The sequence below is a fragment of the Rhodococcus sp. ZPP genome, assembly GCF_017656075.1.
In the GTDB taxonomy this organism is placed as follows: domain Bacteria; phylum Actinomycetota; class Actinomycetes; order Mycobacteriales; family Mycobacteriaceae; genus Rhodococcus_F; species Rhodococcus_F oxybenzonivorans.
In genome coordinates, this window is the sequence record NZ_CP058638.1 from 1,892,238 (window position 1) to 1,909,632 (window position 17,395).

General features: G+C 65.9%; 18 protein-coding genes, 1 tRNA gene and 1 pseudogene. 6 read left to right on the plus strand and 14 right to left on the minus strand.

From position 1 onward, the window contains the following. Nucleotides 1-31: 31 nt before the first annotated feature. On the minus strand, nt 32-1,510 hold the full coding sequence (cycA, locus tag HYG77_RS08945; protein ID WP_208962449.1) for a D-serine/D-alanine/glycine transporter: 1,479 nt from the start codon (nt 1,508-1,510) through the stop codon (nt 32-34). 204 nt (nt 1,511-1,714) lie between these two features. Between cycA and HYG77_RS08950 the strand changes: the two genes are divergently transcribed. Together HYG77_RS08950 and HYG77_RS08955 are read left to right on the plus strand one after the other, a co-directional pair. Beyond that, on the plus strand, nt 1,715-1,972 hold the full coding sequence (locus HYG77_RS08950; RefSeq protein ID WP_208962450.1) for a hypothetical protein: 258 nt from the start codon (nt 1,715-1,717) through the stop codon (nt 1,970-1,972). Between the two features lie 112 nt (nt 1,973-2,084). After that, nucleotides 2,085-2,157: transfer RNA gene (locus HYG77_RS08955), tRNA-Arg, on the plus strand. Between the two features lie 3 nt (nt 2,158-2,160). Here HYG77_RS08955 and HYG77_RS08960 read toward each other — a convergent pair. Beyond that, entirely contained in the window at nt 2,161-2,517 is a 357-nt protein-coding gene (locus HYG77_RS08960) for a hypothetical protein (RefSeq protein ID WP_208962451.1), read from the minus strand. Between the two features lie 103 nt (nt 2,518-2,620). After that, on the minus strand, nt 2,621-3,205 hold the full coding sequence (locus HYG77_RS08965) for a hypothetical protein (protein ID WP_208962452.1): 585 nt from the start codon (nt 3,203-3,205) through the stop codon (nt 2,621-2,623). A 178-nt stretch (nt 3,206-3,383) separates the two neighbouring features. On the opposite strand from HYG77_RS08965, the pseudogene HYG77_RS40645 reads away from it, so the two are divergent. After that, nucleotides 3,384-3,506, plus strand: a pseudogene (locus tag HYG77_RS40645) (helix-turn-helix domain-containing protein); the annotation flags it as partial. 138 nt (nt 3,507-3,644) lie between these two features. Further along, nucleotides 3,645-3,905, plus strand: coding sequence for a hypothetical protein (locus HYG77_RS39520; protein WP_244373555.1), 261 nt, complete (start codon nt 3,645-3,647; stop codon nt 3,903-3,905). 161 nt (nt 3,906-4,066) lie between these two features. Here the strand turns inward: HYG77_RS39520 and HYG77_RS39525 are convergent, their stop codons facing one another. Further along, nucleotides 4,067-4,363: a hypothetical protein gene (locus tag HYG77_RS39525; protein ID WP_244373557.1), complete on the minus strand. Its 297-nt coding sequence runs from the start codon at nt 4,361-4,363 to the stop codon at nt 4,067-4,069. 241 nt (nt 4,364-4,604) lie between these two features. On the opposite strand from HYG77_RS39525, the gene HYG77_RS08980 reads away from it, so the two are divergent. Beyond that, the gene (locus tag HYG77_RS08980) at nt 4,605-5,303 is read left to right on the plus strand and encodes an HNH endonuclease signature motif containing protein (RefSeq protein ID WP_244373559.1); all 699 of its coding nucleotides are present in this window, start codon (nt 4,605-4,607) and stop codon (nt 5,301-5,303) included. Between the two features lie 4 nt (nt 5,304-5,307). On the opposite strand, the gene HYG77_RS08985 is transcribed toward HYG77_RS08980, so the two are convergent. The 3 genes from HYG77_RS08985 to HYG77_RS08995 form a co-directional block, all read right to left on the minus strand. Next, entirely contained in the window at nt 5,308-6,795 is a 1,488-nt protein-coding gene (locus HYG77_RS08985; protein ID WP_208962455.1) for a DUF4173 domain-containing protein, read from the minus strand. An 80-nt stretch (nt 6,796-6,875) separates the two neighbouring features. Further along, nucleotides 6,876-7,904, minus strand: a complete 1,029-nt coding sequence (locus HYG77_RS08990) for a HAMP domain-containing sensor histidine kinase (protein WP_244373561.1) — start codon at nt 7,902-7,904, stop codon at nt 6,876-6,878. Continuing rightward, nucleotides 7,901-8,587: a response regulator transcription factor gene (locus tag HYG77_RS08995; protein ID WP_109327526.1), complete on the minus strand. Its 687-nt coding sequence runs from the start codon at nt 8,585-8,587 to the stop codon at nt 7,901-7,903. The genes HYG77_RS08990 and HYG77_RS08995 overlap by 4 nt, the downstream gene beginning before the upstream one ends. A 179-nt stretch (nt 8,588-8,766) precedes the next feature. Between HYG77_RS08995 and HYG77_RS09000 the strand changes: the two genes are divergently transcribed. Beyond that, on the plus strand, nt 8,767-9,396 hold the full coding sequence (locus HYG77_RS09000; RefSeq protein ID WP_244373563.1) for a hypothetical protein: 630 nt from the start codon (nt 8,767-8,769) through the stop codon (nt 9,394-9,396). Between the two features lie 13 nt (nt 9,397-9,409). Here the strand turns inward: HYG77_RS09000 and HYG77_RS09005 are convergent, their stop codons facing one another. The 7 genes from HYG77_RS09005 to HYG77_RS09035 form a co-directional block, all read right to left on the minus strand. Further along, nucleotides 9,410-11,683 carry an ATP-dependent DNA ligase gene (locus HYG77_RS09005; RefSeq protein WP_109327524.1) on the minus strand — a complete coding sequence of 758 codons (2,274 nt, stop codon included), beginning with the start codon at nt 11,681-11,683 and terminating at the stop codon, nt 9,410-9,412. An 87-nt stretch (nt 11,684-11,770) separates the two neighbouring features. Then, the gene (locus tag HYG77_RS09010) at nt 11,771-12,202 is read right to left on the minus strand and encodes an SRPBCC family protein (RefSeq protein WP_109327522.1); all 432 of its coding nucleotides are present in this window, start codon (nt 12,200-12,202) and stop codon (nt 11,771-11,773) included. Nucleotides 12,203-12,268: 66 nt separating this feature from the next. Continuing rightward, nucleotides 12,269-13,903: a cation acetate symporter gene (locus HYG77_RS09015; protein ID WP_208962456.1), complete on the minus strand. Its 1,635-nt coding sequence runs from the start codon at nt 13,901-13,903 to the stop codon at nt 12,269-12,271. Beyond that, nucleotides 13,900-14,262 (minus strand): DUF485 domain-containing protein, encoded by a 363-nt coding sequence (locus tag HYG77_RS09020; protein ID WP_109327518.1) that lies wholly within the window; start codon nt 14,260-14,262, stop codon nt 13,900-13,902. The genes HYG77_RS09015 and HYG77_RS09020 overlap by 4 nt, the downstream gene beginning before the upstream one ends. Before the next feature lie 187 nt (nt 14,263-14,449). Next, nucleotides 14,450-16,207: a cation acetate symporter gene (locus HYG77_RS09025; RefSeq protein ID WP_109327516.1), complete on the minus strand. Its 1,758-nt coding sequence runs from the start codon at nt 16,205-16,207 to the stop codon at nt 14,450-14,452. Between the two features lie 7 nt (nt 16,208-16,214). After that, nucleotides 16,215-16,586 carry a hypothetical protein gene (locus tag HYG77_RS09030; protein WP_109327514.1) on the minus strand — a complete coding sequence of 124 codons (372 nt, stop codon included), beginning with the start codon at nt 16,584-16,586 and terminating at the stop codon, nt 16,215-16,217. Beyond that, nucleotides 16,571-17,383, minus strand: coding sequence for a LytTR family DNA-binding domain-containing protein (locus HYG77_RS09035; RefSeq protein WP_244373565.1), 813 nt, complete (start codon nt 17,381-17,383; stop codon nt 16,571-16,573). Before HYG77_RS09035 ends, HYG77_RS09030 begins: the two co-directional genes overlap by 16 nt. Nucleotides 17,384-17,395 lie beyond the last annotated feature (12 nt).

Consider the following 17,395-nt stretch of genomic DNA (forward strand, 5'->3'; position numbering starts at 1 on the left):
GATATAGGCCAGCGCCACCGTGACCGAATCTTTATGTTTTGCGCCGCTCGAGTTCGGCGCGGAATTCGGCATAGCGGGCCTTGTGCGGGGCGCGCGTCCGCACCACCGCCCAGGCGATACCCAGCACGACGAACCAGATGGGCGTGACGAGCAGCGCCGCGAGCGTGTCCGCTTCCTGCGTCAAAGCCCAAAGCAGGAACACGAAGAAGGCCAGCACCACCCAGCACATCACCGCACCGCCGGGCATCTTGAAGGCCGACGCCTCGTGCAGTTCCGGCCGACGTTTCCGGTAGACCAGGTAACTGGCCAGAATCATCGTCCACACGAACATGAAGAGCACGGACGAGATCGTCGTCACCGTCGTGAAGGCTTCGATCACGGAATCGCCGGAGAAGAGAAGCGCGATGGCCGACAGCAGGAACGTGCATGAGAACATCAAGGCGTTGGCGGGCACCCGGCGCGAGCTGAGCGTGCCCAATCGGGCGGGTGCGTCACCCTCGCGGGCGAGACCGTAAACCATCCGTGACGTCGAGTAGATACCCGAATTGGCCGACGACGCGGCAGAGGTCAACACCACGAACTGAATCACTCCCGCCGCAATCGCGAGACCGGCGAGCGAGAACATCGCCGTGAAGGGACTCTCACCGGGAACCACCTCACGCCACGGCGTGACCGAGATGATCACTATCAGCGACACCACGTAGAACAGCAGAATGCGGATGGGGATGGAGTTGATCGCCTTCGGAAGGTTTTTCTCCGGATCTTTCGCTTCGGCCGCGGTGGTGCCGACCAGTTCTATGCCCACGAACGCGAACACCGCGATCTGGAATCCGGCGACGAATCCCATTGCTCCAGTGGGGAACATGCCACCGTCGTTCCACAGATTGTCGAAGCCGGCCTGAGCACCGTTCGGAGCCGTGAAGTGGGCGAACACCATGACGAGACCCACCACGATGAGACTGACGATCGCGATGATCTTGATCAGAGCGAACCAGAACTCGGTCTCGCCGAACGCCCGCACGGTGGGGAGGTTGAGCAGAAGCAACGCTGCAATGGCGACGACCGCTGGAATCCACAATTGCAGGTCCGGCCACCAGTACTGCACGTAACCCGAGATGGCGATGATGTCGGCGATTCCGGTGACGATCCAGCAGAACCAGTACGTCCAGCCGGTGAAGAATCCGGCCCACGGGCCGAGAAGGTCTGCCGCGAAGTCGGAGAAGGACTTGTACTGCAGATTCGAGAGCAGAAGTTCACCCATCGCCCGCATGACGAAGAACAGCATGAAGCCGATGATCATGTACACGAAGATCACCGACGGCCCTGCCAGCGAGATCGTCTTGCCGGAGCCCATGAAGAGGCCCGTGCCGATGGCTCCACCGATCGCAATCAGCTGGATATGACGGTTGGCCAGCTGCCGCGACAGATGCGGTGCTTCCGCTGATCCGGTGGACGGAGTTTCGCCCGATTCCGATCCGATCGCGCCCGTCGAGGATGTTCGGTCAGCCATGGAAACCCGCAACCCTTTCGTCGTACGTGCCACGCCCTCGGGGTCTGGCGCCCGAGAAGCGCACCCCACAAAAGCGTGGGTCACGTTACGCGCGATTTCCCCGAGGCTCGCGTTCGAGGGCAGCGTCTTCGAAGGCAGGGGTTGACAGGCCACACCCAGCTAAGGCTAACCTTCCTAGAACTTACCGAGGCAGGAGCTGAGTTCATGATCGACGACCTCATCGAGATCGCGTACGCACAGGGCGCCGTGCGGACCGCCGCCCGTGCGAGCAACGGTGTGGACGAGTACGAACTCGCACGCATCGACTGCGACCGCACCACCGTGACCGTCGCCGTGCGCGCGGACGGCAAGTTCGCGAAGGCCACGACCATGGACGGGTACCTCACGCTCGGTCAGGTCATGCGGGTCTGCGGCCTCGACTACCGGAACGCCACCTCCCGCGCTCGGCACGCCGTCTCTTGACTGCCAGGCATTGGCTTCACCAGGACATCTGTTGCCGACTCTGCACTCCGGATCGCGAGCGCACCACAATTCCCGCTACACTCACCACGGCGTACGCCACGGGTGTACACGCGCCCTCGTAGCTCAGGGGATAGAGCAACCCTCTCCTAAAGGGTAGGTCGCAGGTTCGAATCCTGCCGAGGGCACTGTCAGCCCAGTCTCAGCTCGTAATCGACGCGTGATGACGCCTCGGTTGCGACTCGATCGGTTGTGACTCGATCTGTGGCGACTCCTCGGTTGTGTTGCAGTGCGGCGTCGACCAGCGAGCGAAGGTCCGCCACGACCTGCTCGGAACCGGTGCCGGCCAGGAAGCATGACGTCACTTCGTGCAGCAGGGGGCGGGGAATGGTGAACTGGCCGGCAACTGCAGCATGCAGGATTGTCTCGACAGCGATGCGTCCTTCACCCCTGTCCAGGAACTCATCTACCCGACTTCGGGCACCGGCGTCGAGGAAGGGCTCGGCGATCTGCGACAAGTCGTGGGCAACATCGATCGCATTTCTCATCCGCTGAGTGTAGTGCGACGGCCGCCACCGGGGACCGGAGCGCGAAATCTTCTCCCCCACGAGCGGTGAGTGAAACTAGTTGTGACGCACAGTCACTCACATCTCAGAGTGCCGCGCATGCGATGCCGATGACCGCCAACCCGAGCACCGCGTCGAGGACACCGCAGAACTCCGCGAGGGAGCGGTCGACCACCGTATTCGCTCGGTAGTGGTAGAGGTCCCACGCCGCATGAGCGAGCAAACCGGAGCCGACGAGGAAGGCCCCCACTGTGGGCGCGACCACGACGGCCGTGGCCGCCACTGCACCGTAGGCGGCCATCGCCAGGACCGCAGGCTGCACCCGGAACGTCTGCCCCACCACCGCTCGGCCCACCGCGTAGCCGATTCCGATGACGCCGAACCCCAACAGCACCCATGTGACGTCGACGCCGACGTCCGTGGCACGCTCCGCCAGTTTTCCCGCGGTGATCACTACGACCGTCCCGAAGAACAGCGGCCACGCGGAGCTTCTGCGCCCCAGCAGTGCGGCACCTAGATACACGAGAGCGGCGGCGGCGAGGACCGGCGCGAGATCGGTGCCGCCATCGAACATGACGAACATCGCGAATACGACGGCAGACAGGGTCGGCCAGCGTTGCAGGACGGAATGGGCCGGGTGGTGAGTGTGCCGTGTGACTGTGGTGCTCATATCGACTTCCCCTCGCGTGTCAGCGATCAAGTCCTCAAGTTGAACATGCATGTTCAACTTATTTGCAGCGTAACCTGTACACAACTGTTCGACAAGAGGAAGAGGAGCCACGAGCACCAGCGAGGTACCCAGGAAGTCCGGCCGACGCCGCGCGGACGCGGAACGCAACATCGAAGCGATCCTCGACGCAGCTCACGCATGTCTGAGCTCCGACCCGGACGCCAGCATCGGCGACATCGCGAAAGCCGCCGGCGTCGGGAGGGTCACGCTCTACGGACACTTCCCGACTCGCGCCGACCTCGTCGACGCAGTCGTCACACGCGCACTCACCGCCGCCGAACACGCCCTTGCTGTCATCGACCTCTCCGGTGATCCACGGGAGGCCATACACCGGCTCGTCGCCGGTTCCTGGTCACTCACTGCCGATGCCGGTGCACTGGTGGCCGCCGCCGAACGCAGCCTGCCCGCCGCCCAGATACGTGCCGCCCACGACGGGATGCTGGTTCCCGTCGGGGAGCTCCTCGAGCGCGGGCGGAGCGAAGGCGTGTTCCGAAACGATCTGCCCACGTCGTGGTTGGCCGCCGTTCTCCACAGTGTCGTGCACTGCGCAGCAACCGAAGTCGATGCCGGACGGCTCGATCCGGGCGACGCCGCGTCCTACATCACCAAGACAGTGCTGGCGTCCTTCGCCCCAAGCTGACAGGACTTGTCGGAGGGTACTACTACTACCTGTGCTCGAACGAAGACGAGCGACGTGGGATCAATCCCGCGCATTCCGGCATGCACGCCGCAGTCGAACTGTCCGCTGCACTGGGGATGAATGAAGGAACGGTCACCGCGTCGATCGAGTTGGGACTGGAATTACGACACCGTCTCCACCGAACGCGCGAGGCTTTCGCGACCGGCCGGATCGACCTCGCCCAGGCCCGCGTCATCTCCGCCATGCTGACCGGAGTGAGCGATGCCGCCCTCGACATTCTCGAATCCGCAGTGCTGGAGGGCGGTAATGTACCACCCACCACGCTCCGAGTCCGCTGCCGCCGGCTGATCGCCAAGCACGATCCCGGCAGTCTCCGTCGCCGGGCGAAGCTTGCCGCCGCCGACCGCGATGTCCGGGTGCGGCCCGCCGAGAACGGCATGTCCTTCGTCGACGGACATCTCCCCGCGGCCGACGCCCACACCATTGGGATGCGGCTACGGGAGATGGCCATTCACGACGTCTGCACCGGCGACCCCCGAACCCTCGCCCAACGCCGTGCCGACGCCCTGACCGCACTCGCAGACGGCAGCGGCAGACTCCTCTGCCGCTGCCTGGACGTCGGCTGCCACACCCGCACCAGGCCCGCTCCTACCCGTCGGGCACCGCTGATCCGTAATCAACGCCGAAACACTGCTCGGGTTGGACGAAACCCCGGCCCGCCTCGACGGGTACGGTCCCATCGACGCCGACACCGCCCGCCTTCTCGCCGCAGACGGAGTCTTCCAACGCGTCCACGCCCTCACCGAGAACGACGTATCCGGCGACGGCAGCCACATCCTCGGCATCAGTGCCATCGTGAAACACCCTGGCGTACCGAAGGATCTGATCCGTAACGACACCGGCGCCACCACCTACACACCCGGCACCGCGCAGTCCCGCCGCATCCGTACCCGCGACGGACAGTGCCGCTTCCCGAACTGCCAGGTGCCCGCCCGACATTGCGACCTCGACCATACGACTCCGTTCGACCACAAGGATCCCAAGAATGGTGGTCTCACCGTCGACTCGAATCTCGCCTGCCTTTGCCGACGACACCACCGCCTCAAAACTCGAGGATTGTGGACCGTGAAACAGAGCGGCGCCGGACATCTCGAATGGACCACCCCACACGGCGAAACCATGTACACCGAACCCGAAGGTGCCGCAGTCTATCTCGCCCGTACCGCTCGCACATCACGGCACGACCGGACGCTGGCGTTGATGACCCGACGCTCCCACGCCGAGCATGACCTCGACTACCTCATAGAACTTCACCGAACACCACGATCCGCACCAATTGTCCCCGGCATCACCCAGATTCCGGTGTCAGATCCGGCACGCGACGATCCGCCGTTCTAGCGATCTACGACGCGACCCGATCACAGCGCCCGACAGGGTGAGCGGCCAACAGATCGCGGGCCCTGTTCCGCGCCGCGTTGTACTCGTACCACTCGGCTCCTTCATCAACCTCGTGTTGGAGCCGATACAGGGCACACGAGCGTTCCGGCTCCGGCAGTCGATCCAGAGCGGGAACCGCATCGACCGACAACGACCTCAGGTAGCTCACATCGATGCGTCCGGTCTCCTCGAAGCGTTCCACGTTCTTCTGCGCGATATAGGCGTCCGGATCGACCACAGCGAGGAGGAGCACCCCGCACACTGCCGAACCCAGAACCGCACACGGCAACCACCGCCCCGACAACCGCAGCCCCGCAACGATCAACAGTACGAACACCAATCCCAGCCACAGTTCGGTCACCAGAACGAGCAGACGCAGCTGCGTGTACCCGTAGTGACTCTCGTACAGCGACATCCGGGCGACCGCCGATGCGACGATGACGAGCGTCAGAACACAGAGCAGGCCGAGCAGCACTCGCACCAGCGTGCGGTCGATCGCCTCCCTCCGCGCTGCCTTGCGGAGAGCAACAGCGATCACCAGCAGCGTCAGCCCCGTCACGGCCAGCAACTGCCAGAAGCCCTGCCGGGCGTACTCGGCGTACGTGAGATCGTCCGTCGTCAACACGTGCCGGTCCCCACCGAACAGCACTCTCAACTGCACGGCGACGAAACCGAGGAACAGCAAGTTCAGCAGCGCGAGCGGAAAGGCCCACTCCCAGCGGGCAACGGGTCGACCAGGACCGGGGGCGAGTGCGTCCACCCGTGGGGTGCGTCTCAGCAGATAGGCAGCGCCCAGCGTCCCACCGCACACGAGCGTGCCGAGAACGAGCCTGCCGACCGAATTGGACACCTCCACCGAGGGTGTCGCCTGTTCGAGGAGTTCGGCGAACTTCGCATCGGCGCTGGCGAACAGCGATCCGAACACCAGCAGGAGGACCGCGCTGACGGCGGCCACGCCGAAAACATGAAGCAGCGAGACTCTTTCGGCGGAACTCCAGCGGGAGGCACCGCGTCGTGTCCAGCGAATCACCCGCAGCGGGGTGAACCACAGCGCGAACGAACCGGCGGCCAGACCCGTCCAGGTTCTGCCTCCGACCACGGCGAAGGACCCGACCACCCAGCTGAGGGCTACACACACGGCGGCCAGCCAGCCGGCGCCCCGAACACTGAGCACAGCGAGCAGGGTGAGTGCAGTGACTACTGCAACTGCCTGCGCAGCTGTGGGTCTCACCCTGCGCGTCGCGAAGACCGCCAGTGCGGTCGCGGTACCAGTCAGCAGGTATCCCACACCGACCACCGTGATGTGGAGAGTGAGAGCAGCGACCACGCCGGCTCCGACGGCGGCGAGGACGATCGCGCGGGGAGCGATCGACGTGCGGTCGCGCCGCCACACTCCCCCCGGCCACGATCGTGTCCGCCGTGGCCGAATTGATTGGGCAGGTGCGATTGTCATGTGTCCTCCCTGGTTGCATCACCCGGATTCGGGCAGGCGTCATCGCGGGACCGGTGGGTCCCGTGTCTGGTGTGTTCGTGTCAACCGGCGGGCAGGGTCACCCGGATGCAGCAGCCGCGCACCGTGTCGACGACCTCGATGCTGCCGTCGTGCAATTCGACCGCCCAGCGTGCGATCGCGAGTCCGAGCCCGGTTCCCCCATCCGTCGAACCCCCGCGTGTGAAACGCTCGAATACCCGCGAGCGCTCGCCGGGGCTGATGCCGGGGCCGTCGTCCTCCACCTCGATGATCACACCACCCTTTTCCGGAGCGGGGCGGCCGCGCACTACGACCTGGGTGCGGGCGGAGCCGTGCCGAAGAGCGTTGTCGACGAGGTTCGTCACCGCCTGGTGGAGTCGCGCGACATCGGCATCGACGCAGAGGCCGGACGGCTGTACGTCCACTTGCACGCGCCGTGGTCCTGCCGGTCCCACCGCCTGACGAACCACATCCTCGAGGAAGTCCCGGACCGGGAACCGCTCGCGGTCGAGTTGCACCGCACCCTCTTCCAGGCGCGACAGGTCGAGAAGTTCGGCGACCAACCGGCCCAGCCGCTCGGTCTGATCGAGTGCCACCTGCATCCGGGCCGGATCGGGTTCTTCTACACCGTCGACCACGTTCTCGAGCAGTGCCGACAGTGCGGAAATCGGTGTGCGGAGCTCGTGCGAGACGTTGCCGATCAGTTCGCGGCGATAGCGGTCCGCTGCCTCGAGATCCTCGGCCATGGAGTTGAATGCGCGGGCCAGTTCACCGATTTCGTCTCTCGACGTCGACCGGACCCGGCGGGAGTAGTCGCCCGTCGCCATCGCGCGGGCCGCAGCCGTCATCTCTCGCAGGGGCGAGGTCATCCCGTGCGCGAGGATCTGGGTCACTGCTAACGACACCAGCATCGCCAGGGCGAGCGCGTATCGGAAGGGCCAGCGCGCCGTCACCCAGAACATGAGGGAGGCGAGGAACAGTGCCGCGACCACGAGTAACCCGGTCTTGACTTTGAACGACCGAAAAGGATCGAGCGGTCGGGGCAACCTGTCGACGATCCGTCCGCCACCGACCCGGTCACCGGCGCTCACTTCTGCACGTCCAGCGCGTAACCGACACCATGGACCGTGCGGATGAGGTCGCCGCCGAGTTTGCGGCGCAGGGCCTTGACGTGGCTGTCGACGGTCCTGCTGCCGGCCACGTCACCCCATCCCCAGACCTCCGCGAGCAGCGACTCCCGGGAGATGGCTGCCCGTGGGCGAGACGCGAAATGCGCGAGAAGGTCGAACTCCGTTCTCGTGAGGTGTATTTCATCGTCACCGCGCCGGACCCGTCGCTCGACGAGATCCACCTCGAGATCACCCACCGACATCCCCGCCTGTCCGCTGGAGGCGGCCTCGGTGGCCCGTTCGGCGCGGCGCACGAGCGCGTGCACCCTGGCCACGAGCACCCGCATGCTGAATGGCTTGCTCAGGTAGTCGTCCGCACCCACCCCGAGCCCGATGAGCATGTCTGTTTCGTCCGCTCGGGCGGTGAGCATCAACACCGGTACCGGCCGTGCGGCCTGCACCCTCCTGCAGACCTCGAGCCCGTCGAATCCGGGCAGCATCACATCCAGGACGAGCAGGTCCGGTTCGGAGGCCTCGCATTCCGCCACGGCACCCGGACCGTCGGACGCCGTGACGACGTCGAAGCCCTCCGCACGCAACCTGGCGGCGACCGACTCGCAGATCGTCGCCTCGTCGTCTACGACGAGCACTCTTCGCTGGCTCATGCCCCGACTGTATTGCCCGCGCGTGCGGATCCCCGTCAGAGCCTGTGAAGATTCTGTGCAGGTTTGCCCGCGCACGGGGTGGTGGATCCTCACCCTGGGGTCGCTGTCGCGGCGTTCGTCTTCAGCGCACGCTTGAGTCATCAGCCCGGCACACCCCCTACCCACCGGAGGCCTACACCGTGACCACCACCGCAACCCGCATCACACTCGGCACCACCGCCGCCATTGCCTTCTCGTTCGTGGGGACGGCAGTCGTCCTCCTCGCCGGCGGGCACATCGACGGCGCACCCTCACCGACGTCCGACAGGAGCAACTCGCAGCAGCGAGTTCTTCCCGGCATCGCTGCTGTGCCCGGTGCCGTCGCGGTGGATCCGGGTACTGCGGCGGCCGATATCGAGGTCGCGGCTCCCGGACCGGAGGTCGTCCCACCGATCGTCTTCGCGCCGGCACCCCAGGTCGCAGCACCCCAGGTCGTAGCGCCGCCGGTCGGGGTACCCCAGGTCGCAGCACCCCCAGTCGTGATTCCCCCGATCGCACAGCCGCCCGTCGCCAAACCGCCGGTCGTCGAACCGCCGGTCGTCGAACCGCCAGTCGTCGAACCGCCAGTCGTCGAACCGCCGGTCGTGGTGGATCCGGTCAAGCCGCCGAAGCGCCCGTTCCCCTTCCCCGGGAAGATCGACGACGAAGTCCTCTCGCCCGCGACCGATCCCTTCCCGGCCGGTGGCGGACCGAAGCCCCGGCCGCCGAGCGTTCCGCAGGCCCCCGGTGGAGTGGGCGGGTCCGTGGGAGGAACGACTGTCGGCGAGTAAGTGGATCGGAGCGCTACGATTCGTCCACCACATCCGCCGGCCGCTTGTCTTCCCGCAACCCACGCCAGCTCGGGTGTCGTAGTCGTCCGGCGCCGGTCCATTCCATGAATCGCACCTCCCCCACCAGAGTGGGTTCCACCCACACCGCACCTTTACGGTCGGCGGTCGGGAGGTCGTCGACGAAGGGGCTGGTTTCGGTCTCGAGCGGGCCGAGGGTGGATGCGAGTTCCTCCAGGTCGCGCTGGGTGAATCCGGTACCTACCCGGCCCACGTAGCGCAGTCCGCCGTCCTGGGGGATTCCGAGAAGGATAGAACCGATCCCCCGGGAACGGCCGCCCTGCCCGCGCCGCCAACCTCCTATCACCGCTTCCTGAGTCCGCCAGTTCTTCACCTTGATCCAGCTCGACCCACGCTTTCCCGGCAAGTACACGGACTCACGACGTTTGGCCACCACACCTTCCCAACCGCGGCGGCCACTCTCCTCCAGCGCCTCCTCCGCCGTACCGTGTAGCTGCGGCGGCACCACGAGGTCGTCGACCTTCGCGGCGAGGGCTTCGAGCACCCGACGGCGGTCGGTGTACTTCTTCCGCAGCAACGACACACCGTCCAGGTACAGCACGTCGAACGCCAGGAAGTGGGGGTCGTTTCCTTGTTGGAGCAGGCCGAAACTGGTGATTCCGTGCCGATCGAAGGCGACCACCTCACCGTCGAGGACGACGTCGTGGTCGGCGAGAGCGTCTGCAAGCCAGCCCAATCCAAGATAGTCGCGGGTCTTGTCGTTACCTGCCCGGCTGCGCAGACGCAGTTCTCCCCCACCGATCTCGGCGATCACTCTGATGCCGTCCCATTTTCCTTCGAAAGCCCACTCGTCGGGATCGAGCCCGTCGAGGGTGCCCGGCGTCGCCAGCATCGGTGAAAGATCCCGTGGCAGTTCGGCGGATGTCGATTCCCCGGTCGACTGGTCTTTCATCAGATGCATCAACCACTGGTCACCTTTGGTGCGGATCAGCGCGAAACGACCCTCCACCTGCTCGCCGTGCAACTGCACGATCACTTCGTCGTCGCGCCACTTCTCGACGTCGTACGTGCCGGTGTCCCAGATCGTCATGGTTCCGCCGCCGTACTCCCCCTTGGGGATGGTGCCCGAGAAGGTCAGGTATTCGAGCGGGTGGTCCTCGGTGTGGACGGCCAACCGGTTCTCACCGGTGGAGGTGGGCACATTCTTCGGCACCGCCCACGACACCAGCACTCCTTCGCGCTCCAGCCGGAGGTCGTAGTGCAGGCGCCGGGCATGATGTTCCTGAATGACGAAACTGTTGCCCGCACCGGGTTTGACCTTGTCCGGCATCGGTTCCGGGGTTCGGCTCGGGTCGCGTTTGCGGCGATAGTCAGCCAGCGTCGCGTCGTTCTCCCACGGCGGGTCGAGATCGGCCAGCAGGTCACCGTCGGTCTCCCACCGCTCGAGCACTTCCGTGAAGCTCAACTGCCGTAACTCCGGATCGTCGAGTTCGTCCCAGCTGCGCGGCGCCGCGACCAACGGCTGCGGTCGTCCCCGCAACGAGTACGGCGCGATGGTCGTCTTCGACGGATTGTTCTGACTCCAGTCGACGAACACCTTCCCGGCGCGAACCGCTTTGGCCATCGTGGCGGTGACCAGGTCGGGCATCAGCTTCTCCAGGCCCGTCGCCACCTGCTTCGCGACGGTCGACGCCCCCGACCCCTCCAACTTCCGGTCGAGGGGCACATAGAGGTGAATGCCCTTGCTGCCGCTCGTCACCGGGAAGGCGGTCCAGCCGAGCTCGGCTACGAGGTCCCGGACGGCGCGGGCAACCTCGGCGCATTCCGGCAGACCCACGCCCGGTCCCGGGTCGAGGTCGAAGACGATCCGGGTGGCCGGTCCGCGCCGCGACCCGTCGAATCGCCACTGCGGCACGTGGATTTCGAGCGCGGCCTGCTGACCCGCCCAGGCGAGCGCCGCCACAGAGTTGAGAATCGGATAGTGCACGGAACGGTCGGAGTGTTCCAGGGCCCGTCGTTCCAGCCAGGCAGGGGCCGAAGCGGCCAGGTTCTTCTCGAAGAACGGGTCGCTCTCCACGCCGTTCGGCCAACGTTTACGGGTGGCGGCCCGATCGAGGATGTGGGGAATCATCGCGGGCGCGATGTGCGTGTAGTACTCGATCACCTCACGCTTGGTGGTGCCCGACTCGGGGTAGAGGACCTTGTCCAGGTTGGTCAGCGACAGCCGATGTCCGTCGACCGTCACCTGCCGGGTTCCCGTGCTCGCCATCGACACCCTTCCGCCGTCAATACATACATATTGTGCGCTGCGGAAGGATTTTCCTCGCTCCGATTCCGGGTCCGGCAGGTGTGTCGATCAGCCGTACAGCTCCACGAACGTCTGCAGCGACTTCTCGATGTCGCCCTTCAATGCCTTCGCGACACCGGAGCCGATGGGCCCGAACAGCGGCGCGCCGCCCAGCTCGATGGTGAACACGACCTCGGAGCCGCCACCCTTCGCCTTCACTTCCAGCGTGAGGCCGAGCTTCACGCCACCCTTGCCGTCACCCTTCAGTACAAGTCGCCGCGGAGCGTCGTACTCCTTGATGGTCCACTTCACCCGGTTCCGCAGCCCCTTGACAGTGACGACGGAGCTGAGAACCGTACCAGTGGTGAGCGTTTCGGGAAGCTCGCTGCGCCAGCCGTCGTGCACCACGAACCACTTGTCGAACTCCTGCAGATTCGATGCCTTGTCCCAGGTGTCCTGGGGAGTCAGCGGGACGTCCGTCTCGACCGTAAGTTTCGCCATCGCTGCAGCCTAGCCGCCTGTGAGTACTTATTAACCGCGGGCGGTTAATAAGTACTCACAGGGGGATCAGTGCGAGACCGCCTTCTCCACTCCGACACCGGTGAGTGAACGGACCTCCATCTCCGCCTGCTTGGCGGGATCCTCCGCCTTGCTGCGACCGATGTAGGTGCCGACGGCGCCCAGCAGGAACGCGAGCGGGATGGACACGATGCCGGGGTTGGCCAGCGGGAAGAAGTCGAAGTCGGCGGACGGGAACATCGACGACTTCTTGCCGGACACCGCCGGGGAGAAGATGATCAACACGAGGCAGCTGACGAGGCCGCCGTAGATGCTGAACAGCGCACCTGTGGTGTTGAACTTCTTCCAGAACAGGGAGTACAGCAGCGTCGGCAGGTTGGCCGAAGCGGCGACGGCGAATGCGAGCGCCACCAGGAACGCGATGTTCTGCCCCATCGCGAGTATGCCCAGGATGATCGACACGACGCCGATCACGACGACGGTGATGCGCGACACCCGTACCTGCGACTCCTCGGACGCGTTACCGCGCTTGATGACACTGGCGTAGATGTCGTGGGCGAACGATGCCGAGGCCGTGATCGCCAGGCCCGCGACCACTGCGAGAATGGTCGCGAACGCGACCGCGGAGATGACTGCGAGGAAGATGGTGCCGCCCAGTTCGAATGCGAGCAGCGGCGCGGCCGCGTTCTCACCGCCGGGCGCGGCGAGGATGGCGTCCGGTCCGACCATCTTGGCGGCGCCGTAACCAAGGACCAGCGTGAACAGGTAGAACGCGCCGATCAGTCCGATTGCCCAGGTGACCGAGCGGCGAGCTTCCTTGGCGGTGGGGACCGTGTAGAACCGCATCAAGACGTGCGGAAGGCCGGCGGTTCCCAGCACCAGCGCGATACCGAGCGAGATGAAGTCGAGCTTGCTCATCGAGCTGATGCCGTACTTGGCACCGGGACTGAGCATGTCACGGCCCGCGATCGCCTCGTTCGTGGAACCGGCGGCCGTGGCCTGCGCGTCGGCGAGCAGCTGCGAGAAATTGCCGCGCACCGCGAACAGGACGAGGAAGAACATGACACCGGCACCGAGGACGAGCAGCACCGCCTTGACCATCTGCACGTAGGTGGTGCCCTTCATGCCACCGACGAGCACGTAAACGATCATCAGCGCACCGACCACGGCGACAACGATGGCCTGGCCTACCTTGCCGTCGATGTTGAGCAGTAGCGCGACGAGTCCGCCGGCGCCTGCCATCTGCGCGAGCAGGTAGAACAGCGACACGACGAGCGTGGAGAGCGCCGCGGCCATGCGCACCGGGCGCTGCTTCAGCCGGAAGCTCAGCACATCCGCCATCGTGAATCGGCCGGTGTTGCGGAGGAGTTCGGCGACCAGGAGCAGAGCCACCAGCCAGGCGACGAGGAAGCCCACCGAATACAGGAATCCGTCGTACCCGTACACCGCGATGGCACCCGCGATACCGAGGAACGACGCCGCCGACAGGTAGTCGCCGGCGATGGCGAAACCGTTCTGCGGTCCGGAGAACTGACCGCCACCGGTGTAGAAGTCCGAGGCCTTCTTGGTGGTGCGGCTCGCACGGATCACGATGGTCATCGTGATCACGACGAAGGCCGCGAAGATCGCGATGTTGAGGAGCGGGTTGCCGACGTCGGTACCGGCCGCGAGGGTGGTGATCACTTGACGGGTCCTTCCAGCTCTTCACGGATGGCGGCGGATCGGGGATCGAGTTCCCGGTTGGCGAACCGCACGTACAGGGCGGTGATCGCGAAGGTGGTCACGAACTGCCCGAGACCGAGGATGATGCCGAGGTTGATGTTGCCGAGCACCTTGGTAGCCATGAAGTCGGACGCGTAGGTGGCCAGGAGCACATACGCCGCATACCAGGCGAGGAAGAACGCCGTCATGGGGAAGACGAACCTACGGAGGCGGCGCCGCAACTCCTGGAACTCGGGACTCGCCTGCATATCGAGGAAAGCTTGCGCATCAGGGGTGCGCCGCTTTTGCGACGCTCCCTCGCTGATATCGGCTGTGGTCACTGCTGGCTCCTTGGTCGCACGCATGAAGTGAACTGAAGATTGACGGTACTGAGAGGTGAGTCACAACAACACAGTGTGGCGGCAGTCACACGCCGAACTGTCGGAGTGTGCGCCGAACGGTTACCCGACCGCGACGAGCGGCCTCACCCTCGTGCGTGCCCGAGGGGCGCAGAGACTCGTCAACCACTCACGGGGAGCGGAGCTCCCTCTCGCGGTCGGAGCCGACACCGAGGCGCTCGGGGGCGTGCATGCGGGTGAAGATCCGGCTGAGGTCGGCGGGGATCTGACGCTTCGTCATCTTGCTCACCAGCACCATCGTGGCGAAGGCCAGCGGCACACTGACCGCAGCAGGGTAGGCGACCATCGCGGCGGGCCAGCCGGCGGCGATGTCGTCGGGGACGCCGCCCACCACGACGACAGCTGCGGCAGTACCGGCGACGAGTCCCCCGGCCGTCATCCCGGCGCCCGCCCCGGCCGCAGTGAGTCCGCGCCACCAGATGCCGAGGACCAGCAAGGGGCACAGCGTCGACGCTGCGACCGCGAAGACCAGGCCGACAGTTCGGGACAGGTCGAGCGACGTCACCGCCAACGACAGCGCCAGTGGCACCACCCCGGCGAGGGTCGCGGCAATCCGGAAGTCGCGGACCCGTCCGCGCAGCACATCGGTGCTGAGGACCCCCGCGATGCTCACGAGCAGTCCGGACGACGTGGACAGGAAGGCGGCGATCGCACCGGCGGCGACGAGCGCGGCCAGCAGCTGACCCCCCCAACCGGAGAACACCGAGCCGGGCAGCAGGAGCACCGCGGCGTCGGAGGTGCCGGTGATCAGCAGTTGTGGCACGTACAACCGCGCGAACACGCCGAGCAGCGTCGGGAACAGGTAGAACACCCCGAGCAGTCCGACGACGGCGAGGGACGTCAACCGCGCCGCCCGTCCGTCGGGATTGGTGTAGAACCGGACCAGGACGTGCGGAAGCCCGAGCGTGCCGAGGAATGTGGCAATGATCAGCGAATACACCTGATATGTCGGGTGCCCGCCCCCGAAACCCCATCCGGGCGTGATCCAGTCGGAGTTGTCGGCCGGTGCGCCCGCGACGACGGGTACGGGCGACCCCGCTTCGAGGATCATCGACGTGCCCTCGCCGAGATGGTGTTCACCGGGTGCGAGCGTGACATCTTCCGAGTTCTCCACTCCGTCGATCGTTCCCGACCCCCCGACCGTGACGGGAGCCGAAACCTGCACGACGACGTCGGTGGTGATGTCGACGGTGGTCTGCTCGTCGACGGTGGGCGGTGCGAGTGCACCCAACTCGTGGGAGTCGGCCAAGAAGTACACCGACAACACCAGCCCCGGTATCGCGACCGCGGTCAGTTTGAGCCAGTACTGGAACGCCTGCACGAAGGTGACGGACCGCATGCCGCCGCCCACCACGTTGGCGATGACGATGACCCCGACCACCGCCGCTCCGACCCAGCTCGGGACGCCGAGGAGGATGTTCAGGGTGAGGCCGGCCCCCTGGAACTGCGGGACGAGGTACAGCGCGCAGACGACGGCGACGACGATCATGGCGAGGGTACGAACCCGAGCCGAGCCGAGCCGGAACTCGGCGAAGTCGGGCACCGTGTAGGCCCCCGACCTCCTCAGCGGCGCCGCGACGAACAGCAGCAGGCCCAGGTATCCGGCCGTGAACCCGATCGGGTACCACAGGGCGTCGGCACCGTACTTGGCGATGAGCCCGGCGACTCCGAGAAAGGATGCGGCCGAGAGGTATTCACCGGAGATCGCGGCGGCGTTCCAGCGCGGGCCGACGCTACGCGAGGCGACCAGGAAGTCGGAGGTGGTGCGGGCCAACCGCACGCCGTAGATGCCGATGGCCACGGTGGCGACGGCCGCCGCCGCCAGACCGGCCAACGTGAGCCAGGGAATCGGCTGGTCGGTGGTCACGGCGTGCTCAGTCGTCCACGAGTTCGGTGAATTCCTGCTCGTTGCGCTCGGCCTGCCGAATGTAGACCCACCCGGTCGTCAGGAGCACCGGATACACCAGGGCGCCGAGCACCACCCACGGCAGGCGAATTCCCAGCACGGTGGCCTCCGACACCGCAGGGAACGACAGCAGGACAACCGGTACCGCGCACAGGAGACCCGCGGCGAAGACGGCGAGCCGGACAGCGAGCCACAGCTGGGCGCGGACGAGCCCGCGGATCATGGCGTCCCCGACCTCGGTCTGTTCCTGGACCTCGACACGGGTACGCACGATGCGGGCCCCACGCCGCTGCGCCAGCACCACTCGAACCCGTTCGGGCGAGCTCATCGCGCGGTCCATGACTGTTTCGGTGCCCGGACCAGGCGATCCTTGAGAATTCGCGTGTGCCGTCGACTGACCGGCAATTCGACGGGCGGCAGATCACCGTGCGGGCGTAGACAGACGACGAGGCCGTTGCCGACGGTGCGAATTCCCGTGACCAGCGGCAGGGACACCAGGTAGGAACGGTGCACGCGGAGGAAACCGGCATCGGCCCAGCGTGCCTCCAGCGCGGAGATCGGGATGCGCACGAGATGTGAACGGTCGGCGGTGTGCAGTCGCGCGTAGTCACCGTCGGCTTCCACCCACTCCACCGACGAACGGTGTACCAGAGTGGTGACGCCGCCGAGCTCGACCGGGATCACCTCGTCGGACACCGCCCCCGGTGCGGCGGGTTCCTGTCGCCGCCGCCGACCTTCGACGATCCGCCGCACGGACTCGGCGAGACGTTCCTCGCGCAACGGTTTGAGCAAATAGTCGACGGCACCGAGGTCGAACGCGTCCACAGCCCGGTCGTCGTGTGCGGTGACGAACACGACCGGTGGAGGCGACGCGAAGTTCGACAGGATTCCGGCCAGTTCGAGGCCGTCGAGTCCCGGCATGTTGATGTCGAGGAACACGGCGTCGATGTTCCCGTCCCGGAGGAGGCGCAGCGCCGTCGTGGCCTCCCCTGCAGTGCGGATTTCCCCGACGGCATCCTGCGCGCGCAGCAGGAACGCCAACTCGTCGAGGGCGGGTTTCTCGTCGTCGACGGCCAGCACGGTGAGCGGCGCATCGCTTCCGGACGCTCGGGGGGCCATGTCGTCAGTGTCATTCACAACGGAACCGAT